At 50.2% G+C, this 22,033-nt stretch carries 22 protein-coding genes and 1 tRNA gene; 11 read left to right on the forward strand and 12 right to left on the reverse strand.

The window, feature by feature from the left end; all coding sequences use genetic code 11:
- Nucleotides 1-106 precede the first annotated feature (106 nt).
- From AS151_RS03945 to AS151_RS03960, 4 genes are all read right to left on the reverse strand, one after another.
- Nucleotides 107-778 (reverse strand): hypothetical protein, encoded by a 672-nt coding sequence (locus AS151_RS03945; RefSeq protein ID WP_071515761.1) that lies wholly within the window; start codon nt 776-778, stop codon nt 107-109.
- Entirely contained in the window at nt 766-1,212 is a 447-nt protein-coding gene (locus AS151_RS03950; RefSeq protein WP_071515762.1) for a DUF488 domain-containing protein, read from the reverse strand. Before AS151_RS03950 ends, AS151_RS03945 begins: the two co-directional genes overlap by 13 nt.
- Complete coding sequence (locus AS151_RS03955) at nt 1,196-1,858, reverse strand: DUF488 domain-containing protein (RefSeq protein ID WP_071515763.1); 663 nt, start codon at nt 1,856-1,858, stop codon at nt 1,196-1,198. The genes AS151_RS03950 and AS151_RS03955 overlap by 17 nt, the downstream gene beginning before the upstream one ends.
- Nucleotides 1,859-2,425: 567 nt before the next feature.
- A tRNA-Val gene (locus AS151_RS03960) sits at nt 2,426-2,497 on the reverse strand.
- Nucleotides 2,498-2,614: 117 nt separating this feature from the next.
- Between AS151_RS03960 and AS151_RS03965 the strand changes: the two genes are divergently transcribed.
- Genes AS151_RS03965 through crcB form a run of 3 tightly spaced genes read left to right on the forward strand, consistent with a single transcriptional unit; the run spans nt 2,615 to nt 4,606 of the window.
- On the forward strand, nt 2,615-3,271 hold the full coding sequence (locus AS151_RS03965; protein ID WP_071515764.1) for a metal-binding protein: 657 nt from the start codon (nt 2,615-2,617) through the stop codon (nt 3,269-3,271).
- Nucleotides 3,272-3,316: 45 nt separating this feature from the next.
- The gene (gene mazG / locus AS151_RS03970; protein WP_071515782.1) at nt 3,317-4,153 is read left to right on the forward strand and encodes a nucleoside triphosphate pyrophosphohydrolase; all 837 of its coding nucleotides are present in this window, start codon (nt 3,317-3,319) and stop codon (nt 4,151-4,153) included.
- A 15-nt stretch (nt 4,154-4,168) separates the two neighbouring features.
- Nucleotides 4,169-4,606 carry a fluoride efflux transporter CrcB gene (gene crcB / locus AS151_RS03975; RefSeq protein WP_244532879.1) on the forward strand — a complete coding sequence of 146 codons (438 nt, stop codon included), beginning with the start codon at nt 4,169-4,171 and terminating at the stop codon, nt 4,604-4,606.
- Between the two features lie 544 nt (nt 4,607-5,150).
- Here crcB and AS151_RS03980 read toward each other — a convergent pair.
- A complete protein-coding gene (locus AS151_RS03980; protein ID WP_071515784.1) occupies nt 5,151-5,525 on the reverse strand; it encodes a single-stranded DNA-binding protein in 375 nt (124 codons plus the stop codon).
- Between the two features lie 289 nt (nt 5,526-5,814).
- Here AS151_RS03980 and AS151_RS03985 point away from each other — a divergent pair, with 289 nt between their 5' ends.
- From AS151_RS03985 to AS151_RS04000, 4 genes are all read left to right on the forward strand, one after another.
- Nucleotides 5,815-6,828, forward strand: a complete 1,014-nt coding sequence (locus tag AS151_RS03985) for a rod shape-determining protein (protein ID WP_071515785.1) — start codon at nt 5,815-5,817, stop codon at nt 6,826-6,828.
- Between the two features lie 88 nt (nt 6,829-6,916).
- Complete coding sequence (gene mreC / locus AS151_RS03990) at nt 6,917-7,729, forward strand: rod shape-determining protein MreC (protein ID WP_071515765.1); 813 nt, start codon at nt 6,917-6,919, stop codon at nt 7,727-7,729.
- Entirely contained in the window at nt 7,726-8,259 is a 534-nt protein-coding gene (gene mreD, locus AS151_RS03995; protein WP_211517512.1) for a rod shape-determining protein MreD, read from the forward strand. The genes mreC and mreD overlap by 4 nt, the downstream gene beginning before the upstream one ends.
- A gap of 17 nt (nt 8,260-8,276) precedes the next feature.
- Nucleotides 8,277-8,918, forward strand: a complete 642-nt coding sequence (locus AS151_RS04000; RefSeq protein ID WP_170861305.1) for a helix-turn-helix domain-containing protein — start codon at nt 8,277-8,279, stop codon at nt 8,916-8,918.
- On the opposite strand, the gene AS151_RS04005 is transcribed toward AS151_RS04000, so the two are convergent.
- Nucleotides 8,915-9,730: a DUF1350 family protein gene (locus AS151_RS04005; protein ID WP_071515767.1), complete on the reverse strand. Its 816-nt coding sequence runs from the start codon at nt 9,728-9,730 to the stop codon at nt 8,915-8,917. The genes AS151_RS04000 and AS151_RS04005 overlap by 4 nt on opposite strands.
- Nucleotides 9,731-9,846: 116 nt before the next feature.
- On the opposite strand from AS151_RS04005, the gene AS151_RS04010 reads away from it, so the two are divergent.
- Nucleotides 9,847-10,440, forward strand: a complete 594-nt coding sequence (locus tag AS151_RS04010; RefSeq protein WP_071515768.1) for a hypothetical protein — start codon at nt 9,847-9,849, stop codon at nt 10,438-10,440.
- A gap of 12 nt (nt 10,441-10,452) precedes the next feature.
- On the opposite strand, the gene AS151_RS04015 is transcribed toward AS151_RS04010, so the two are convergent.
- The gene (locus AS151_RS04015; protein WP_071515769.1) at nt 10,453-11,340 is read right to left on the reverse strand and encodes an oxaloacetate decarboxylase; all 888 of its coding nucleotides are present in this window, start codon (nt 11,338-11,340) and stop codon (nt 10,453-10,455) included.
- Between the two features lie 79 nt (nt 11,341-11,419).
- Nucleotides 11,420-11,764: a hypothetical protein gene (locus AS151_RS21295; protein WP_139240495.1), complete on the reverse strand. Its 345-nt coding sequence runs from the start codon at nt 11,762-11,764 to the stop codon at nt 11,420-11,422.
- A 30-nt stretch (nt 11,765-11,794) separates the two neighbouring features.
- Between AS151_RS21295 and AS151_RS04025 the strand changes: the two genes are divergently transcribed.
- Both AS151_RS04025 and AS151_RS04030 read left to right on the forward strand, forming a co-directional pair.
- Nucleotides 11,795-14,563 carry a DUF3536 domain-containing protein gene (locus tag AS151_RS04025; protein ID WP_071515771.1) on the forward strand — a complete coding sequence of 923 codons (2,769 nt, stop codon included), beginning with the start codon at nt 11,795-11,797 and terminating at the stop codon, nt 14,561-14,563.
- Between the two features lie 79 nt (nt 14,564-14,642).
- Nucleotides 14,643-16,079 (forward strand): glycosyltransferase family 2 protein, encoded by a 1,437-nt coding sequence (locus tag AS151_RS04030; RefSeq protein ID WP_071515772.1) that lies wholly within the window; start codon nt 14,643-14,645, stop codon nt 16,077-16,079.
- Between the two features lie 34 nt (nt 16,080-16,113).
- On the opposite strand, the gene dnaX is transcribed toward AS151_RS04030, so the two are convergent.
- The 3 genes from dnaX to AS151_RS04045 all read right to left on the reverse strand — a co-directional run bounded on the left by dnaX (nt 16,114) and on the right by AS151_RS04045 (nt 20,641).
- On the reverse strand, nt 16,114-18,522 hold the full coding sequence (dnaX, locus tag AS151_RS04035; protein WP_071515787.1) for a DNA polymerase III subunit gamma/tau: 2,409 nt from the start codon (nt 18,520-18,522) through the stop codon (nt 16,114-16,116).
- 208 nt (nt 18,523-18,730) lie between these two features.
- Nucleotides 18,731-19,564, reverse strand: coding sequence for a peptidylprolyl isomerase (locus AS151_RS04040; protein ID WP_071515773.1), 834 nt, complete (start codon nt 19,562-19,564; stop codon nt 18,731-18,733).
- An 828-nt stretch (nt 19,565-20,392) separates the two neighbouring features.
- Nucleotides 20,393-20,641, reverse strand: a complete 249-nt coding sequence (locus AS151_RS04045) for a hypothetical protein (RefSeq protein WP_071515774.1) — start codon at nt 20,639-20,641, stop codon at nt 20,393-20,395.
- A gap of 78 nt (nt 20,642-20,719) precedes the next feature.
- Between AS151_RS04045 and AS151_RS04050 the strand changes: the two genes are divergently transcribed.
- The gene (locus tag AS151_RS04050; RefSeq protein ID WP_071515788.1) at nt 20,720-21,115 is read left to right on the forward strand and encodes a hypothetical protein; all 396 of its coding nucleotides are present in this window, start codon (nt 20,720-20,722) and stop codon (nt 21,113-21,115) included.
- Between the two features lie 413 nt (nt 21,116-21,528).
- Here the strand turns inward: AS151_RS04050 and AS151_RS04055 are convergent, their stop codons facing one another.
- On the reverse strand, nt 21,529-21,777 hold the full coding sequence (locus AS151_RS04055; RefSeq protein WP_071515775.1) for a DUF4327 family protein: 249 nt from the start codon (nt 21,775-21,777) through the stop codon (nt 21,529-21,531).
- Nucleotides 21,778-22,033: the final 256 nt, after the last annotated feature.

A 22,033-nucleotide genomic window follows, 5' to 3' on the forward strand; every position in this document is an offset into this window, starting at 1 on the left:
TAATACCTCCCCAACCAAATCCATACAAAGAAGGGCAAACAGCAATTGATTCTTTTTCTTTTTGCTGGGTAAGCGAATACAACTGCCTATCTACAGCAGAACGAAACTACATGGCAATGACGCCTGCAATTAATTTCCAAGCAGGGGCTTCTCCTTCCCAGTCTGGAAATGCATAAGGAATGCTCAGACTCATGGTTACCAAACAACGAGTGGGAGGTTCGTAACCGTCATCTAGTTTTTTAACCAATAGAGGGTCGGTAATTTTAATTTTCCGCAGACAAATCCCCCGAGACGTTACAATTGTTCCCCGCCAATCCATGTATCCTTTACCGTTTGGTTTTCCTTCTATGGAAAAACGTTCGGCGAAAATGAGCTGCAAGGTGGTACGTTGGTGAAAAGGAAGGCTTCGCAAATAGGAAGGGTAGACATATTTCCAACGATTGTGGAGAATATACGCGCCGCGATCGCAGTAGGGCAGCACATCCTCAACGTTCGCGCGACCGACATATTGCCATTGACCCGCCAAAACGGAATGATTTTCGCACTCAAAGCCAAAATCATCTCCCGTATCGTCTAAAGGAATGGCTAAAAGATCGAGCAATCTCGGTTCCCTGCCTTCCACAAACCGCACCCATTTGGGAACTTTGCCCGTTTCTGGATATAGGGTATCACAAACCGGACGCACCCACTTACCAGTATCTACATCAATTCCTGCGATGCAACGTTCGTGTTTTTTCCAGGAATTCGCCAGACAGATAATTTTTCTCACAGATGACATATCTCAATATTTCCCCATTTTTCGCGCAAATACTCCGCTACCAAACGGCGATGGCAGCAATCTGGCTTGGCTTCGCTGCAAAGCAAGCAAGCATGGTTAAAAAGATCGGGAGAAAGTTTTTGTTCGATTTGACGATTGTTTAAAAGGTCTAGAAAACTCCGTTCGTAGACTTGCCACTCTCCTTTATTTTTTTTGTATTCGTCTAAAATCTCTTTGGTGGGAGCGAGTTCTAAAATATGAACGTAGTCGATATGGCCAATGGTTTTGAGAAAATAGGGCAAGTCGGATTTTTTGGTAAATCCGGCCAGCTGGGAAACGTTGTTTAAACGGGTGTCGATAACTCGCTGTACCCCTGCTTCCTTGAGACTTTCAAAGAATTGCTGGGCGGTTTTTTTGGTAAATCCAATGGTGAATAAGTTAATGGTCGCGGTCATGGGAAGTTGGGTCTTTTTCTACGTAGGCAATTTCGTCGCCTTGAAGTCTATAGGCTTGTTCCAAGCATTCTGCTTTTGTTGGGAGGGAATCCTGGGATGGGGCAAACAAGGAAAGCTGAATGGGTTGGCTGCTGCCTTGGAATTCTGTAAATCCATGCTTTTTCAGCATCCTGTCTTCTAAATGGTGGTGATTTTCTAAATGACCGTCTTTTAAAATATGGTTGATGTCGATATCGGGTTGGGATTTTTGCAAGTGCTGGCAAACCAAGATGGCACGGTGGCACGTGAGTGGGTCTTGTTCGGCACACATGAGGGAAATTCTGGGTTGGTTTTGGTTTACATCCCCGAGAAGGCGTGCAATACCGCTGCGAAATTCTTCGGTTTGGGCAATTTTTTCGTAGACGGCTTTTCCATTCACGTAACATTCTTCGTGGTTGGGTCTCGCTCCCAATTCTTTCCCTAAAAATAGATAGGAAATGCCGGCTTGGGTTAAGGCTTTTTCTAAGGCGGCTTTTTTGAAGTGGGGCAGAAACTTGCTGTATGGATGGGAACGCACGTCGGCGACGACATCAATCTGATGCTGCTGCAGTAAAGATATAAATTTGTCTATGTCGTGGTTGGAATGACCAATGGTAAACAGTTCCATGGCGGGTATCCCTTGCCTTTAGCGCCTGGCGCATTTGGTCGCAAAATCTGATTTTGGTTGGAGAAGATTTTCTAAAAAGTTACTCTTTCCCTATATGGCTGTCAAGAATAACGCAACATTTCTTACGATGGTGGCGAGGTTTGTTGCTCAATCTTGCTGCGGTATGATTTTGACGAGACTGAAGAGACCAAAGAAAACGGCAGCGCTGAAGAGTACGAAGACTTCGCAGGGACGATTCGCGAATTGCTTCTATAGCAATTTCACATTAAATATAAATGGAATATGTCTAGACATTTGGAACTCCTGTAGGGGCGGTTCGCTTGCCCGCCCCTACCAATTAATTGCATCGCATACACGCCAAGTGAAAACGCTATATACAGGGAATTTCCATTTATAACATTGCCGGTTCCATTTGTAGTGGATTTGGTATGACCTATGAACTTTGACAGGTTCAGTTTCCGCGAAGCTGCAGTCCGATTCCCTTGTCTTTCCTATGTTCCCCATCTTCTATAAACACAGGGAAACGGGTTTTTAAAAACTTTTCCACCAAATTCGGAAAAAAAAGAATGGGCGGTACTGGACTCGAACCAGTGACATCCTGCTTGTAAGGCAGGCGCTCTACCACTGAGCTAACCGCCCGTATTGGGCAACAATATCGTATTGTAACAGACTATCTACTAAAATAGCCAGCAATAGGAAGAAATTTTTTTAAATTTTTCCTGGAAAACTCTTAATATCCCATTTGGCTTAATTTTTATGCCTTCTGGTCGCACCCACGATCGCATTACCCTTTGGAGTTTGCCGGTTTTGGCAAGCATCACTTTTGTTCGTACTGGCAGCAGTAGTATCACCCTGTTGGTGTCGGGGGGATTTTTGTTTGGTGGTTTGATGTTTGGACCCGATTTGGATATTCGTTCCCGCCAGTACCAGCGTTGGGGATGGGGGCGTTGGATTTGGATTCCTTACCAGAGAAGTTTGCGCCATCGGGCTTTTTTATCCCACGGACCAATTGTGGGTACGTTGGGTCGTTTGCTGTATTTTGGAGTATGGTTGGCAACTATTGTACTGGTTGCTATTTTTATTTGGGCGATCGCGTGGGATATCTTCGGTCAAACCGATAGCTGGCAACTCTCATTCCAACAGGTGCTTACCTCTAGCCTACAAACCATCCAGCGATCGCTGCAACAACACCCCCACCAATGGTTGGCAGTTCTTGTGGGTCTCGAACTCGGTGCCATGAGCCATTCTCTCAGCGATTGGAGTGGTTCCCTGTACAAACGAGTGCAAAAAAAGGGATGGCGCAGCATTTTGCCGGCAAAATCTCCAGCGGCAAAAAAAAAGCGTCGTTCCTCCAAATCCCCAAAATCCCGCCAACGGATTGCCAGCAAATCCAACTCGCGTAAAAATGGTTGAAGATTGCGCAGATTGTTTATTTCATCGTTTTTTACCAAATTGGCTATGTCTGGCACCCATCCTACCGACGATTCCCTAGATGCAAACCTGGCTGCCGTACGGCGACTTGTGCAAATTGTGGCTGAATTGCGCCACCCCGAAACCGGTTGCCCTTGGGATTTGGCACAAACGGCAGAGTCTCTCATCCCCCATGTTATCGAAGAAGCCTACGAAACGGTTGATGCTATTCGCAGTGGCGATCGCGATGCCATGGCGGAAGAGTTAGGCGATTTGCTTTTACAAGTTGTATTGCAGGCACAAGTGGCAAAAGATAATCAAGAGTTTAGCCTAACCGAAGTTGCCAATACTATTAGCGAAAAGCTTGTGCGGCGACATCCCCATGTTTTTGGTGATGTACAAGTGAATAATGTTCAAGAGGTTCGCCAAAATTGGGAACAAATTAAAGCGGCAGAAAAAGGCGAAACCAACGCCGATAACCAAAAACTTAGCAAAAAACTGAGTCGCTACGCACGCACGTTACCGCCTTTGACAGGGAGTATGAAGATTTCCCAGAAAGCTGCTACTACGGGGTTTGAGTGGGATGATGCGAATGGTATTTGGGAGAAGTTCCAAGAAGAGGTGCAAGAGTTTCAACAGGCTTTGGCGCAAGAAAGCAGCAGCCGCCAGCAAGAGGAGTTGGGGGATTTGTTGTTTGTGATGGTGAACTTAGCGCGTTGGTATGGGTTGGATCCCAGCGAGGCTTTGCAGGATACCAACCATCGATTTGTACGGCGTTTTTCGCAAGTGGAAGCTTTGGCAGATAAGCCGATGGATTCTTATTCGATAGAAGAATTAGAGGCTTTTTGGCAACAAGCGAAACAATATTTGAAGTCGAACCAGTAAGGATGTTGGTACGTTTTGAAATTTCCGTTCAATTTGTGGCAATTTCTCGCTAATCTGGGACAGCAGCCAGGTATTCGGGCACCCCTGGCAATTGCTTTGGGTGCGATCGCGGGGGCTTTGACCCGTTACTATTTTAGTATGTGGCTGGCCAAACGGTTGGGGTCGGAGTTTCCCTATTCTACTTTGGTGGTGAATGTGACTGGCTGTTTGGTGATGGGTTTTTTTGCTACCCTCACTTTGGAAAAGTTGGTGGCGGTTTCCACGGAGTTGCGTTTGCTGGTGGCGGTGGGATTTTTGGGGTCTTATACCACGTTTTCTACTTATAGTTTGGATTCTTTGTATTTGCTGCGCGATCGCCACCCCAATGTTGCCCTCTTGTATTTATTGGGAAGTGCTGCTGTCGGTATTTTTAGTGCCTATTTGGGCTCGCTATTGGCTCGTTTTTGGCAATAAATCCCACATTTCGCAGCTCGATCTCTATTTTCAATAGATTTTGGCTGAGAAATCTCCCTGATGGGGAGTCGAAGAGGATGAAAAGGGGCAAGAAAACTGGTGGTGAGGTGGGAAAATTGTTCGGGTCTTCGCAATACGGATGACCCATGAATTTTTTTGGCGACTGGGGGTTGATTTCCGGCGAGTCTTGACCTATAATTTAGATAATGGAGATAGTGTCTTCGATTTGAAGATTGCGTCTATTCCCATTATCTGAAAGTGTCTACTACTAAAATACCATATTTGGGGCAATCGTGGGAAAAAAATTTCGCTTTTTTTCTTCCGTTTTTCCGAGACCTTGGAGTCTTGCCACGAGGGAAAGCTCGATTCTCCTTCACCAGATGCTTCGCGAGCGAACGATCGTTTTTTGAGCGGGGGTCAAGGAAAAACGACTGCATTTATTTTATTTGTAAACAAAGTTGGGGGCAGGATAGCTATTATTCGCTAAAAATAAGTTGTCAACATTCCCATCTCGTTTCAAAATATCCCTGCCCCGCGAATCGCACTAAAACTCATCTTCGTAACCCGACCCCGAAGCATCTGAGATGGCGGCTTCGTTTTCTCGCTTGGACCCCAACAATTCCAAATCGTCTACCCGAATGACTGGTTTGGAGCGTTGGGCACCGGTATTGCGGTCTTGCCAGTGGTCGAACTTCAAACGACCTCGAATGCCAATTAGTTTACCTTTGCGAACGTAATTCGCTGCTACTTCCGCCCTGCGGTCCCAAATTTCCAGATCGAACCAATCCGGCTGGTCGCTATTGCGTCGGCGACGATCGACGGCTAGGGGCAGATTGCAAACCACGCTTCCCGACTCAAAATATCTCACCTCCGGATCGCGACCGGCACGACCCACCAGCGTCACACTATTTAAGCTCATAACAGTACGTTCTACCAACCAATTTTTCTCTAGCGCTAAAAATCCCCAAAAAAGGGATTGAGATATGCTACCAACCAATTCTAGCAGGTTTCTGTTACCAGCGGAGCTTCCAGACCAACAGCCATCAAAAAAATACACAGAAAATTTCGTGATTGACTGGACTGGATGCAGAAAACGTAATAGAATCCATCTCGGTTAGGTTTTTAGATTTAATTCTACCCATATTGGTATTTGTTAGGGAGCCTGAAATCGCGTGGCTTTTTTCAATCGCTTTTCCCTGTCCCGAGACATAGGAATCGACCTGGGGACTGCCAATACCCTAGTATACGTATCTGGTAAAGGGATCGTCCTCCAAGAACCCTCCGTAGTAGCTATCGATCAAGAAAGAAGGGGGGTGCCCCTAGCAGTGGGGGAAGACGCCAAAAAAATGTTAGGCAGAACCCCAGGAAACGTCGTTGCCTTGCGTCCTTTACGCGATGGTGTCATTGCGGATTTTGACACCGCCGAACTGATGTTAAAACATTTCATCACCCGCGTAAACGAAGGCAAAAAAATTCTGGCCCTACCGAGGATTGTGATTGGCATTCCCAGTGGCGTAACCGGCGTGGAAAAACGAGCAGTAATGGATGCTGCTTTTCGAGCTGGTGCGCGGGAAGTTTGTGTCATCGACGAGCCAGTAGCCGCCGCTATTGGAGCTGGATTGCCAGTTGCCGAGCCTACAGGCAATATGATTATCGATATTGGCGGTGGTACGACGGAAGTCGCCGTTCTCAGCTTGCAGGGAACGGTGTTAAGCGAATCGGTGCGCGTTGCTGGTGACGAACTCAGCGAAGCCATCATTCAGTATATGAAAAAAGTACATAATTTGGTTATTGGCGAACGCACGGCAGAAGAAATCAAAATCGAGGTAGGTTCCGCCTATCCGACAGATTACGATGACGAAGGAAGTATGGACGTGCGAGGGTTGCATCTGCTGTCGGGATTGCCAAGAACCGTATCCGTTAAAGCACCAGAAATCCGGGAAAGCATGTCCGAACCGCTATCAGTGATTGTGGAAGCAGTTAAACGAACTTTGGAAAGAACGCCGCCAGAGTTGGCTGCTGATATTATCGATCGCGGGATTATGCTTGCCGGTGGCGGTGCGTTGCTCAAAGGATTGGATACGTTAATTAGCCACGAAACCGGAATTGTTACCCATGTCGCAGCGGATCCGTTAAGCTGTGTGGTATTGGGAACCGGTCGCGTGCTAGAAAATTCCAAGCAATTGGAGCGGGTATTTAGTGCTAGTTCCCGAAGTATGTAATAGCTGTGCTTGTCGGTAGCGAAGTGACAGTTCGGTTTGCTACCTGCGAGCGAGGCGTTTTGCTGTTATTGCCCGTACGGACAGTTTCATGTTTGCTTTTATTCGCTGGTGGGAACGCCATTGGTTAGCGATCGCTTTAGCGATTGCTGCTTTGGGAGCTACCTGGGTTAGCCGCCAAACCCAATCTTCTCTAGTTTTCGATTTATATGCCTTGCTCAGCCGTCCTTTTCAAACCGATACAGAGGCAGCGGAGCAAAGGCTTACCAATGCTCGCATTGAAGAATTGCAAGCCCGCATCGTAGAGTTGCAAAGCCAAAATCAAAAACTCAAACAGCATCTAGAGTATACCCAGCAAAACCAAATCAAAAGGGAAAAAATGGTTCCCATTGTGGGACGCAGTCCGGATAATTGGTGGCAGCAGCTGGTTTTGGGTAGCGGCAGCCAAGACGGCATCAAACCCGGCTATGTGGTTGTTGGTCCTGGGGGATTGGTGGGTAGGGTGACCCAAGTCACCAATCGTACTTCGCGGGTTTTGCTCCTGAGCGATCCGGAGTCTCAAGTTGGCGTAAAAATCAGTCGCAGCGGCTATGCTGGCTTGATTCGCGGTCAGGGTTCCCAGCAGGTAGTGATGGAATTTTTCGACCAAATGCCGGATGTGAAAGTGGGGGATGTGGTGACTACATCTACCTATTCCGTTTTGTATCCGGCTGGTTTGCCGGTAGGAACGGTAAAATCTATCAGTCCGAATAAAAGTCCTGCCCCCGAAGCGGTGGTGGAACTGTCCGTTCCCCTCGACCATCTGGAGTGGGTCTTCGTTTCTCCCCACGAAGCAGTGGTGGAACAACCGGAACAAAATCCCACCCGCAAAGAGAAGCCAGTACCGGGAGAGCCAAAGCCTTGAGGAATAAGCATTTTTTCCCTCTTTGGATTCGCCAGCTGCAAAATTGGGCAGTTACGGTGGGGTCGGTGTTGGTTTGCTTGCTGCTGCTGCCCATGCGGCTTCCTGGCATGGAGTTGTTGGGAATTGGTCCCAATTGGTTGGCGATTTGGGTGGTGGCTTGGAGTGCCAATCGCAAGCCCTATCAGGGGATTTTAGCCGGGTTGGCGACTGGTTTCTTGCTCGATGGCATGAGCCGTGCCGAACCCACCCATGCCATTGGTTTGGCGTTGGTGGGATTTCTCACGGCGAGTTTGAAAAAATCCCGCTACATCCAGGAGGATTTTATTTCGGTGGCGTTGATCGTGTTTGGCATGGTTTTGGTGGCGGAAACGGTGATGGCGGTGCAGTTTTTGTTTGTCGGCGATCGCGATTTGGCTGTGGTTTGGCAAAACTACCAAGTCATTGCCCTGGCGTCTGCCGTTTTGAGCAGTTTGTGGGCACCGGTGGTTTACGTTCCTTTACAATGGTTTTGGCAGCGCTACCAAAGTTAAAATTTCCCGTTAAAATCATGTCACACACCGATCGTACCGCCCAACTGCGGGCGTTCATGGAACCAGCAGGCATTCACAGCTTCCGGGAATTGAGCCGGCAAACGGGGATTTCCGAAAAACAACTGCGGAAACTGCGACGGGGTGAAGTTTATCAAGTACGGCTGGAAGTTTGGTGGCAGTTGGCCCGAGGTTTGCAAGTTTCTCTGATAGACTTATTTCAAGCTTTTGGTATCCCTACAGGAGCGAGTCCCGGTCAACCCACGCAAGCGGATTTGGATGCCTTGCGACAGGAATACCAATATCTACAGCAACAACTGCAGCAGCAAGAAGTCCAAATCCAACAGCAAATGAAACAGGCGGCGTTGGATATTTTGGAACCTTGGATGCGGAACTGGCCCCTGGCTGCCTATCGAGTACAACAAGACCCCAATTTTGCCGCCAGCAAACTCCTGAAACTGGTACAACCGGTGGAAAAATTATTGCAAGCTTGGGGGGTAGAAGCGATCGCTTCTGTGGGAGAACAAGTGAGTTACGACCCCACCCAACACCAACTGGTGGCAGGGGAACTGGAACCCGGCCAACCAGCGGTGGTCAAACGAGTGGGATACCGCCTCAACGACCAACTGCTGTACCGTGCGGAAGTGGTGCCTGCCCGCTAGCTTCGCGTGAGCGATCGCGCCGGGTCCAACCACAACAAGATTTCATCCCGCAACCGATAAAAATCCTTATATAAATTTTGCTTGACCCACTGTCCCAAGGCATCCAATGGGGAAAATTCCTCAGACACCGGCCATTGCAAGTTTTGCCCCAGAGGGGTTAAGTGATTGCCCGGTAGCATTTGAATGGCGAATAGATGGGGAAATTTCTCTTGCAAAATGGGTTTCAAACGCATAGTTTCGTCAATATCGTCGTTTTGAAACTTTACCAAGAAATTACGTTTGACCCGATACCGATCCCTGACCAACTCTAAGGTGGCTTCTGGGGAAGGAGTGAATTCCAAATCCAAGTCAATAAAAGATTCTACAAAGGGGGAAATTTGGTCTAACAAGACATCGAGATTGGGAATCGATTTTTTGGCGGAGTAGTTGTTGTAGGCCAGGAAAATATTACCATCTCGCTCCACAGAAAACATACTATTCAGCATTAGGTGCATCTTGCACCCCAAGCTGTGCCCAATGCCATAAATGGGTACGTAACGCCGGCGTAGCAGGTTGGTTCGGCGCAACTCTTCCATGGCGAGATTGTATTTGGTGTAGATTTCTTGGGCAATATCGCGATGGTCGTAGGATATGAGAAAAGACGTGGCAATGACCACATACCCAGCTTGGGCGAGTTCTTCCAGCAGAAATTTATAGGTTTCGTTGGGAGCCGCAGCAATAAATGCTCCCCCTAAAAAATGGATAATGCCTTTGGGTTGGTTTGGTTGAGGTGGTGCGAGCACCCAATTCCCCCGTATATCTTTCCATTCCATAGCCGCCTCTTGTGCTTCGTTGCTTTTTGTATTTTAAAGGGATTTTTCAGATAGTGGGAATGTGGGAAAATAAAGGTATGGGAGCTTGGGGGAAATTTTTCTAGGGAGCGATCGCCATGTCGGTACCTTCAGAACCTGCATCTGTGGCACTGGGGAAATATTTTACCTTAGAAGCGTTTTGCACTTGTACGCAAACCTATCAAAAATACCAAGAAGCCATTGACCCTTATCCGCAAAACTGGGAAGAAACCATACCAGCCTTGGTGGCACTGCATCAAAATATTATCGATCCGATCGTCGATCGCTTTGGCAAAGACAATTTTCAGCTCACTTATGGATTTTGCTCGGCGGATTTAAAACGCTATCTGGAACGCCGCGACCCGGTAACTGGGGTAAAAAACGGTCGCATTGCCCCGCGAATCGACCAGCATATGGCTTGCGATCGCAATCGCAAGGGCAATTATTTCTGCGATCGCCTGGGGGCAGCTTGCGATTTTCTAATTCAAAATACCAGCAGCGATGGGGTAGTGGCATGGATTTTGACAGAGCAACTGCCCTTTGATTCTCTGTATTACTACGGAAGCGATCGCCCGATTCACATTAGCTACGGCGAACAACACAAACGGGATATTTGGACTTTTTCTGCTAGCGGCCGACCCACTCGCAAAGGCATTGCCCGCTGGGTTGAGTTGGCACGCCAGATTCCCTAGCCGTGTTGGTAGCTATTCTTGCTCGCTGTTATCTTCATCGGCAGCAAACTTACTTTCCAGCTCCCGATAGTGGGGAACATCGATGAGCTTCTCGAATTCTTGAAAATCTAAGGGATTTTCCCAACCCACTGTGGTTCCGTTCTCTTTTAAATGCTGGAAACAGCTTTTCATCGCTTGCGTGGCAGCAAACAAACCCGCCAGGGGATACACGACAATATCAAATCCCATATCTTGCAACTGTTGGCTGGATAAAACCGGGGTTTTGCCGCCTTCGATGGCATTGACAAATAAGGGAACGTCGGGAAAAGCAGCTGCGATCGCTTGCAATTCTTCCACAGATTGGGGAGCTTCCACAAACAAGACATCGGCACCGGCTTCGTAGTAAGATTGGCTGCGTCGAATCGCTGCCTGCAACCCCTCGGAAGCCCGGGCATCGGTGCGAGCAATAATCACCAAATCGCCATCGTCGCGTGCGTGTGCGGCAGCTTTAATTTTCTCCACGTGTTCCTCCATGGAAATCACTTGTTTGCCTTGGAAATGACCGCATTTTTTGGGCCATTGCTGGTCCTCTAGGATAATGCCAGTCACACCGGAACGTATGGCATCTGTTACCGTGCGAATGACATTGACGGGATTGCCGTAACCAGTATCCAGGTCGGCAACCAAAGGAATGTTAACGGTGCTGGCAATGCGATCGACGCTGTATAATGTCTCTGTGGCGGTCAGCAACCCCACATCCGGCATGCCCAAGGTAGAAGCAGAAATGCCAAAGCCGCTGGTAAACACCACCTCAAAGCCCAGTTGTTCCACCAGTTTGGCACCGAGACAGTCGTAAACGCCAGGCAAAACAATAATTTCCGGACGTTCTAAGAGGGTTCGCAGTTGTCGTGCTAAATCCATAACGAAAATTTTCCGTTTCTACCGCCAAGCTGTCCCCGATCCTATCACTCGTCGGGGATCGTTAATTTCTTGAAAATATTTAATTTTTTTTTATACAAGTGTGGGGATCGCCCAAGCACGGGAAACCAAGGGAATGGCTGTTGGTAGCGATCGCGGCGGTCAATGGGGGGCAATCGCCGACAATGGTAGGAACCAACGCCCCTACCGACACCAAACTGCATAAATCCCACAAATCTGCTATCTTGCCATATAGCTGGCAGCGCCGCAGGTTCGTCAAGTTTGCTCTTTTGTTAACCGCTAGCAAAATTCTGGTTTCCACCCCAGGCGCGATGGCTGCTTCGGTGGCAGAACCCCCCAATAGCCAATTTCCGAACAATTTGCTACCCACCCCAGCCGGCATAGGCGATCGCGCCCAATTGTCCATAGCTGCTTTTTACCACCTAGGAATGCTTATATGACTTCTACTTATGACGCCACATCAAAAAAGTTAGAGGCATCGACTTTAGAAACAGTCACGAATGTCCCCTCTGCGGACGCTTCCTCTAGCCTTGCCACGCAATTGGAAAACAGCCCCAGCCAGCACCATCCCGTACCCACTGCCACCGGGGTGTACGTCACCTTGCACGGGCATTTTTACCAACCCCCCCGGGAAAATCCTTACTTAGAAGCCATCGAACGCCAACCTAGTGCGGACCCCTTCCACGACTGGAACGAACGAATCCTTTACGAATGCTACCGTCCCAATGCCTTTGCTCGTATTCTCAACGAACAGGGACAGGTAATCGAGATTGTCAATAACTTTGAATACCTCAGCTTTAATATCGGTCCCACCTTAATGAGCTGGCTGCAGGAACGGGATGGGGAAACCTACCAGCGAATCATCGAAGGCGATCGCCGCAGTGCCGAACGGTTAGGGGGTCACGGCAACGCGATCGCTCAAGTGTACAACCACATTATCATGCCCCTCGCCACAGAAAGGGACAAATACACCCAGGTCCGCTGGGGCAAAGCCGATTTTCGCCATCGATTCGGGCGGGAACCGGAAGGCATGTGGCTGGCAGAAACAGGGGTAGACAAAGCCACCCTAGAAGTGCTTTACAACGAAGGCATCCGCTTTACCATTTTGGCCCCTTCCCAAGCTCAGCGTTGCCGACCCCTACCCACCGCAGCAGAACCGGAACCCGAGTGGCAGGAAGTGGGCGGTGGCCAAATCGACCCCACCCGCCCCTATCGCTGCTATCTTGACCCACCTACCACCGAGGAAACTTCCCGGCGGTATATCGATATCTTTTTCTATGACGGTCCAATTTCCCGAGACACTGGGTTTAACGATATTCTCAAAAGTTCCCACAACCTCACCGGTCGCATTGGGGCAGCCATTCAGGGCGATCGCCGGCCGGCACAAATTATTTCCGTAGCCACCGACGGAGAAACATTCGGACATCACAAAAAAGGCGGCGAGAAATGCATTGCGTACGCCTTTGCTTACGAATTTGCCAAACAAGGCTGGTCGGTAACCAACTACGCTCGCTACCTGAGTCTCTACCCACCCACCTGGGAAGTGGAACTCAAACCCGTGACTGCTTGGAGTTGTTCCCACGGTGTCGATCGCTGGCAGGATGACTGCGGCTGCGGTGGGGGCGGCGACTGGCAGCAACAATGGCGGCGGCCTTTGCGGGATGTCCTCAATTGGCTGCGCGATCGCGCCCGGGAAGTTTACGTAGAAGCGGGGCGTCGCTACTTACAAGACCCCGATCGGGCCCGGGATGAGTACATTCAAGTCATTTTAGACCGCCGTCCGGAACCAGTGGCAGCCTTCCTCAAACAGCACCAATCCCATCCCCTAACCCAGTCCGAACAAGTAGATGCCTTGCGTTTGTTGGAGATGCAGCGGCATACATTGCTCATGTTTACCAGTTGCGGCTGGTTTTTCGATGAAATTTCCCGTCCGGAAGGGGTGCAAATTCTCCGCTATGCCATGCGGGTGATGGAACTGGCGGGAGAGGTAACTGGTGTGCAGTTAGAACCGGAATTTGTCCGCCAGTTGGAGGCTGCCCCCAGCAACGTGGAGGAGTTTGGCAATGGAGCGGTGGTTTATCAAAAGTTAGTAGCTCCTTCTAAAATTGAGTTGGAGCAAGTGGCGGCTCACTATGCCATTAGTTCCTTATTCGATAGTTACGCGGAAGAAGATCGTTTGTATTGCTATCGGGTTCACCAACTAGACTATCAAAGACAGCGGATGGGGTCTTTGCACTTGGCGGTGGGGCAGCTACAGTTGGTTTCCCAGGTGACGGCAGAAAGTTCCCATTTGGTGTTTGCGGTTTTGCATTTGGGAGGATGGGACTTTCACTGCTGTATCAAACCCTTTACCAGCCGCCTTTCCTACAGCCAGCTAAAAAGCCATTTATTCCGGGTGATGCAGCAAGCCAGTACCGCCCAGGTGATTTTGGCGATGAACGAGCATTTTGATGGCTATTTCTTTGGCTTGCAGGATATTTTTGCCCAGGAACGCCATCGGATTATGGCCTGGTTAAATCAAGAAACTCTGTCTCGATTGGATAATCTTTACGCTCAGGTGTATCGGGATAATTTTGGTGTTTTGGTAGCGTTTCACCGGGATGGGTTGCCAGTTCCGAAGGAATTACAAGTGGCGGCGGAAATTGCTTTGAGCAATCGAGCGGTGGAAGCCGCTAGCCAGCTCAATACGGCTCGGGAACGGGGAGAGGACGAACGTACGTTTTTGGCGGAGTTAGAAGCGATCGCCCAAGAGGCACAAAATTTGCACTGCCAGTTGGAGATTCCCCAGGTGAAGCAGACCTTGGAGACCATTATCCAGCAGCGGCTGTGGGATTTAATCGTTTTTGACGAACCGCAAACTTGGCAGCAGGATGCCGAAGCCGCCATCGAACAAATCGAGCGACTCGAACAGCTCATCGACCTGGGTGAGAGCTTGCAGCTGTATTTGGATCTATCGCGATCGCAGGAAATTTATTTTGCCTGGTTGCACCGCCGTTTCCTGACTTCGCCCGAGGTGGAGGAAGCATCCCAACCCACCCAAAGCAATGCCGAAGCGATCGCTGCCTACTGCCCCCTAACCTGCAGCGTCTCCCCCCACCCCACCAGCAAATTCCCCAGCAACAATACCCAAATTTCGGCAATACTGGCAGAGAAATTATTGTATTTAGGGGAAAAGCTCGCCGTAGATGTTCGTACATTTCGCTAGAAGCAAGGTATCTTGATAATTAACCTGGTTTCTGCACCAGGGCTCGACGTTCGATATAGATGAATCGTATCGATTGCTTATGTCATTGAATTTTTGGGCTGAAAGAGATTCTGCTTACTGCGAACTCAAGCCCCTAAACTCGGTCCTTACTAGCGAATGGGAAACCCAAACCAGCGACGAAGTACCCTATCGGGGGTATCGTGGTCGGCGGCGCAAAGCAGCGGTAGTGCTTACTTTTGTCTGGGGAGGAACGGTGTTTTTGCACTTACTTCCTTGGACTCCCTGGCTTATATTAGCTGTCACTGCCATGCTTGGGGTGCAAGCCGTACGCTTGTTTGTGGTTTCACAAGTATCTTCTCAGGTTAGCGGCACGCCGTCGGCAACAAGAAGCACAGAAGAACAAGATTTTCCTTTCATTTCTATCCTCATTCCAGCCAAAAACGAAGCTAGCGTCATCGGCAAATTGCTAGAATCCTTGTGCCATCTCGACTATCCCGAAGACCAATACGAAATTTGGGCCATCGACGATAGCAGCACCGACGGCACCGCTGCCGCGATCGAGCAGCTGGCACAAAGATACAAACAAGTACGCCTGTTTCGCCGTTCGCCGGGAGCTGGGGGTGGCAAATCGGGGGCACTCAATCAAGTATTGCCTTTGACCAAAGGTGAGATTATCGCTGTCTTTGATGCCGATGCCCGGGTAACGCCGGAAGTCATGAGGCGGGTGATGCCGACTTTTGACCGGCCAGAAGTGGGTGCCATCCAGTTGCGGAAGGTTATTGCCAACGCCAACGTCAACTTTTGGACCCGCGGACAAGCCACCGAAATGATTTTCGACGCCTACTTTCAGCAGTTGCGGGCTGCTACCGGTGGAATTGGCGAGCTGCGGGGCAACGGTCAGTTGATCCGTCGCCGAGCTTTGGAACGCTGCGGCGGGTTTAATGAAGCCACCATCACCGACGACCTCGACCTCACCTTCCGCTTGCATCTGGATGGATGGGAGATTGAATGCCTTATGTACACCACTGTGGCAGAAGAAGGGGTTACCAATTTTCCCTCCCTATGGCACCAACGCAATCGCTGGGCAGAAGGAGGCTACCAGCGCTATTTGGACTACTGGCGTCCTCTATGTAGCGATCGCTTGCCCCTGAAAAAACGCTTTGATGCCTTTCTCTTTTGCTTGCTGCAGTATTTGCTGCCCATGGCTTCCGTACCGGATTTGCTGATGTCACTCACTTTAGGTCGATTCCCCCTGTACGCCCCCATCACCGGATTAACGGTCAGCATGACGGTTCTGAGCATGTATATGGGACTGCGGAAAACCCAGAACTGCCGCCATTGTTTGGGGAAATTCCCAGCAGAATCGGCTTTTGTTTCCTTGGGTAAAGCCCTGCAGGGAACCCTATACATGCTGCACTGGTTTTTGGTTATGGCTGGCACCACGGCTCGTTTGGCCGTACGCCCCAAACGTTTGAAATGGGTAAAAACGGAACATTTGGGAACGGTGGAAGGATAGCTCGGCCATCCTTTCCCCAAACCAAATGGAGGGATTATTCGATCGCATCTTCTGGCATCGCATTGGTGTTGGATGGCAGTTCCGGTTCTTGCGAACTATCGACAATAACGCCATCGAAGAAATTCGCCAGACGTTCCGCCGCGATCGCAAGTTCCTCCGTTCCCTCATAACTATTATCAGTAGCCGGATTCGACGGCACCACCGCCTCCGATGGTGAATCTTGCTGTTGCTGGTTCCCCGCCTCTGACTTGCTAGTCTGCTGGGGTGTCGGGGAACTTTTTGCTGTTGGTGGGGCTGCCTGGTGACCATTATGGCTACGACTGGTAGCTGGTTGGCTGGGTTGTTGGGCAGCCGCAGCTCCTCCACGACCGGCAGCAGCACTGGAGGAAGAACCAGAACCGGTGGCTTTTTTGCCCGTTTCCCGACTTTGCGGAGAAATCACCTCCAGACTAATGCGGATTTTCTCCCCCTGAATTTGGGAAAAAGCACTTTCCAACTCCGATAGCTTCCGCTGAGCCACTTTAAGCAACCCTTTGGAATTTACCCCCACCACCGCTGTTCTTTCCTGCGGCGAAAACGATAGCAAGCGGCATTGCTGGCGTAGCAACTCCCGGGTTGCTCGCTTGCTCAAGCCATCGAGAATTTGCTGCCACAAACCGGGCAAATCAATACTTTCCGTCTCCTTTGTTTCTGCTGCTGTCTCTTGGGTCTCCTCCTTGGCCATTGGTTCCGTAGCTGGCGTTGCTGGCGGTGGAGGTTCCGATTGTACAGCTGGTGGTTCTACCGGCGGTGACGGCTGCGGCTTGGGGGTGGCACTGCCATTGGCGGGTTCCTTCGCTGCTTGTTTCGCCCCGTTGCGATGTTCCTGTTGGGCAGGGGCTGGCGTTGCCTTGGCTGGTGGTGAAGACGCGGCTACTGGTGGGGAAGCTGGTTCGCGGCTGGCGGCTGGTAGCAGCTGCAGCAGGGTCACTTCCAACCACAAACGCGGCTGGGTGGTATTTTTTAACTGCGTTTCTGCTTTTTGCAGGTGGCTTTGGCAGTTCAGCAACGTCGCCACATCTACGTTTTGAGCCAACTGGCACAATTGTTCCCAAGTGCTGTCGGTATAGGGCACCAAATCCCGGCTTTCGGGAGATGTTTTGGCTACCAGCAAATCCCGATAGAAAGCGGTGAGGTTCTGTAAAATTGTCAGCGGTTCCCGCCCCAAATCCATCAAACGGCGGCAGCATTCCAGAATGGTTTGGGTTTGGGTGGAGAGAATGGCTTGCATCAAAGCCAGCAAATCCCGCTCCGGTACTGCCCCCACCAAATCCCAGACTCGGTCGGTGTCGATTTCCCCAGCCAGGAGGCTGAGCTGGTCCAGCAAGCTTTCCGCATCCCGCAATCCCCCTTGGGAGACTTGGGCAACCAAACGAATGGCTTCGTCGGCGATTTGGATTTGTTCTTTTTCGGCAATGGTACGCAGGTGTTCTACCATGCTTTCTAGGGGAATACGGCGGAAGTCAAACCGGTGGCAGCGGGAAACAATGGTGGGCAGTACCCGTTCGGGGTTGGTGGTTGCCAGCACAAATACCACGTGAGCTGGGGGTTCTTCGAGGGTTTTTAACAGGGCGTTGAAAGCTGGCACGCTAAGCATGTGGCAGTTGTGTACCAGCAAGCCATTGGCGACAAAGTTATGGTTGTCTGCTACTTCTAGGTCGTAGACGGGGGTGGGAGCTTGTTTTTGTAGCGATCGCACGGTGGCAAAGTCCGTGGAAATGGGGCCGCGATCGCTGGTTTTCGGTGCCAAAATTTGCATGCCGGCTTGGATATCTTTAGCAGGTAGCCAGCCGTTTCTGGTTCCAATCAAATGTTTCCCCGTACAACGCAGGGAAAACGCATCGGTTTCCACAAGAAATGTTTCTTTAATTCCCCGTTCCAACCAACGCAAAACTTTTTTGTATTCCCAATCTTGGGTACGCTCGTTGTAACTAAGAACTTCCCGATTTTTTAAATTAGAATCTTCAATGGGTACGTCACCGTGGCGGGTGCGGATGCGGACATCCCCCGGCAGGCATTCGTCGATGATATAAACCTTGTATCGACACTGCACTGGTGTCAGCTGAGCTCTTTCGATCAGTTCGCGGACGTTGTCAACCCCGGTGTTGCTGGCGGCATCCACTTCCACAATATCCAACGCCGAACCACTGGCAATGGCCCGACAAACCTCACAAGTGCCGCAGGGTTGATGCGTCGGCTGCGAACTTTTTTGACAGTTGAGGGATTTGGCTAAAATTCTGGCACTGGAGGTTTTCCCCGTTCCCCGCGGTCCGGAAAACAAATACGCCGGTGCGATCCGGCTTTGCCGGATGGCATTGGTCAAGGTCTGAGCGATCGCTTCCTGACCGACCAAATCCCCAAAACTTTGGGGTCGGTATTTGTGGTGGAGGGGTTCGTAAGCCATTGGTCGTTCGTCTGCTTCGACAAGCTCAGCACAAGGTTGGTATTCGGTGGGGATCAAAAACCACAAATCCCCCCAAAAAGTGCCGGAGAAAACAGCCAAGAGCCTTCTCCGACAGCTTTCGGTGAAAACGGCGAAGTTCCCCAAATGGAACGACCCGAACAGGTATGGATGCGGAACGGGGGAGCAAGGAGGCTCGCTAGCGGAACGGCTAGCTGGGACTGTTGGAGGGGTCCTCAACCTCGGAAACCGGCGGATCGTCAGTAGGTACGCCTTCTTGGGTGCTGCCGTCTAGATGCAAGGTAATCTTCGTCTCCTGCAACTGTTGCTGCCACCACCTTTCAAAAGCTTGCTCCTGAAGTTGTTGCTTTAACTCGCCGCTAAGAGAAGCAGCAATGGTATCTTCAATGCGGAAAATTTGATAGTTGTTTTCGTATTCTACTGGTCCCAAAATTTCGCCAATTTCCCGGTCTTGGACCACTTCTTGAATGGCTTTGGGTAGTTGCCCCACAGGGACCGGACCCAGCATGCCGTAGCGGTTGCGGTCTCTGGCAATGGAGTGTTCTTTCACCAGAGAAACGAAATTGTCGGGATTTTCCTGTAACTGCTGTTTGAGCTGCTCGGCAAAATCCTTCTCGGAAACCACAATCCGCGAAATCACCACTTGCTCGAACAGGGATTTGTTTTGCTCGAAAATTTCTTCCACATCCGAGGCGGTGACTTCTTGCTTGAACCGCGCAATTTTGAGGCTTTCCGCCACCTGTTGGCGAAACCGTTCGTAAGTAGTGCGTTGCTTTTGCAGCCACTGTTCGAACCGTTGCGGATCCACAAGTTGGTTTTTCAAACGAAAATTGATAATGGCTTGTTCTACTTGCTGGGCATCCAATTGCAGGTCATCGCGGTCGGCAAGGGCTTGCGAAACCACATGCTGGCGCAAAATTTTCCGGATTACCTGCGGCAATTCCCCAGTGGCATTGAGGTACTGTAGTGCCTGACGCACGGAGATATGTTGGTTGTCAATGGAAATTAGTGTTTGGGAGTCCATGTTTTGTCCGAGATGGGTATACAAACGAGTAGCAAGAACGACTAGCGAGCCAGTGCATCGCTATTTTGCCCTATGAGTCCGCAGGTTGACCAGTTTCTTGGGAGAAAGTTTTCACGGAAAATCTTCAAACGGTGACTAAAGTCGCCTTCCCCACGCCCACTGATAGCGAAAAGAGGTGCAGTTTCCGCTCTTTCGGGGTTCTAGCCGGAATCGCCTCCCCGGCACCGGGTCATGGTTTCCTCGCCTATGTTTTTCGGGCTGGTCGAGCGAACGGCACGGCCTGACCCCTGGTAGGGCGGTTTAACCGTTAACAGCAGGGTGACCAACACCGAAAGCATTTGTAGGTACCATGACCTGAAAAACCTAGCCCCAAAGGGCGAAGGGCCGATCGGCTACCTGAAGCTGGAGGCATGAAGCCCCCGTGCTTCAGCTGGGGGGGCTGACAAGATGGAAACCCAGCCACTGTTTTGATTTTACCACTGTGCGAAATCTCTGCGATCGCCCATATTCCTGGGAAAGCAGGCAATGCGGGCAGTTTCCATCCTTTGACCCTCTCACGAATAGAACTGGTGAGATGCTCGCTTCATTGGGTGTGCCTGTGAAGAGATTCGCTATGAACTACTAGTCCATCCCCGGCAACAGGAACCCTCAACGAGCATTTTTCCGCCCCATTATGGACGTACTTGTGACACCTCGATTCCAAACCACTTGTGCTGCTGCCAGCCACGTCTCGATGGGTTCGATCGCTGCAAGGAGTTCTTTGAGAAAGCGGTTTTTTCTCCGTATGGACACCATAGTGGGGACAAATTTGACTGGTCTGTCTTGATTTTAACGGCGGCTCAAGCCGCACGGGTCGCTTTTTCTCCCTGCGCGTGAAAAGTCGGGGCTTTCAAGCTCCCGATTCATGCGGTAAATTTTCATGAAAAAATGAATGGCACCTCCACCGGTACTATCCCCAACGCGATCGCAAAATCTCCCCCCTTCGACATGACCGCCGCCGGCTTCAATAGATAGAATAAATCCAGTGGGAATCCCCATCGCTGCTTCTACGATAGCCACAATTTCCGGTTCCCACATACCAAGGCTAAATAGCTGGCTATCTCGTAGGCATAGGGCAGTGCGGTATTGCTTTGGTTGCTGTTTACGGAATTTCTCATGAGTACTGATAATTTGTTTTCGTTCGTTCAGCAAGGATTTCGCGTCACTTTGGGAGCAACGGCTTCTTTTGTAGAAAGCCTGCAAGATTCCCAAAAGTGGGATGAAAACCTGCACAAACTCCAAACCGACTGGGAAGGGTTGACCCAAGAATGGGAGAAAAAAGGAGAAGAAACAGAAACCGAAGCTCGCAATTTTGTCGATTCGGTTCTTAACCAGCCATCGGATTCTCAAAATGGTTCCAGTGGAGAAACTTCTCCTAGTTCCAGTTTGACCCCCACCAGCTCCAAAACCGAAGGCGATACCCTGCAAGGGGAATTGCAGGAACTCACCGCTGAAATTGCGGCTTTGCGGGAAGAATTGGCAAAAAGTCGCAGCGACAACGAAGCGGAATAAGGCGATCGCGGTGGCCATGCTTCATGCCACGAACCTGTTATACCAAATCCGTACTGGCAAGACCCAATCGTACAACCGGGTCACCTCCCCACTGTAGTCCCCCGAGCCTGCGGGGGACAGTTCGGGTTATGTTTGTGGTTTAGCAATATCGGATTTCGTATTAGCGGTGGCACCACATCCGTTTTTTGAAACCACCGAAATTGTGGGTAGGGGTCATTCCAAGATGGTCTCTCTAGTAAGAAGATTTGCGAACTCGCATTTCGGGCATTTTTTGAACGGATTTGCGAGGAGATTCTAAGTTTCGCCAACCCAACGCGATCGCTTGCCAAAAAAACAAACCACCGGTGCAGGCACGAACCTCGCCGGTGGTTGTTATAAGTTTGCTAAATTTCCGTTGTCTTTCTTGATTTTTGTCAGTCGTTTTCCCACTCTTCGTGTCCCAGTAAATCAGCAATGCGATCGCGCAGCAAATAATCGCACTCTTCTAGTTCGCATTCCACGAAAGCCCATTCCCGAGGCGGAATGAACTGACAAAGGGTGTAGATGGGCTGCTGGCGGCTAACTTTGCCCTGATAAACGAGACTGCGAGCTTCCTCCTTGATGGCGTCAATAGAGTAGTGAACGTTTTTGTAAGTGTTGCTAGGAATGGTGGTAATAGTCATAAAATCTACTGCCTTTCACGGAAAATCTTCGATACGTTTGCAAGCACTGTCGCTTTAGCGCCGGGAGGAAAAACGAACGGCGACTTTAGTCACCTTCCCCACCCCCACCGAGAGCGAAAAGAGGTGCAGTTTCCGCTCTTTCGGGGTTCTAGCCGGAATCGCCTCCCCGGCACCGGCTCATGTTTTCCTCGCCTATGTTTTTCGGGCTGGTTGAGCTAACGTCACTGCCTGACCCCTGGTAGGGCGGTTTAACCGT

The sequence above is a fragment of the Geitlerinema sp. PCC 9228 genome, from assembly GCF_001870905.1.
GTDB lineage: Bacteria > Cyanobacteriota > Cyanobacteriia > Cyanobacteriales > PCC-9228 > PCC-9228.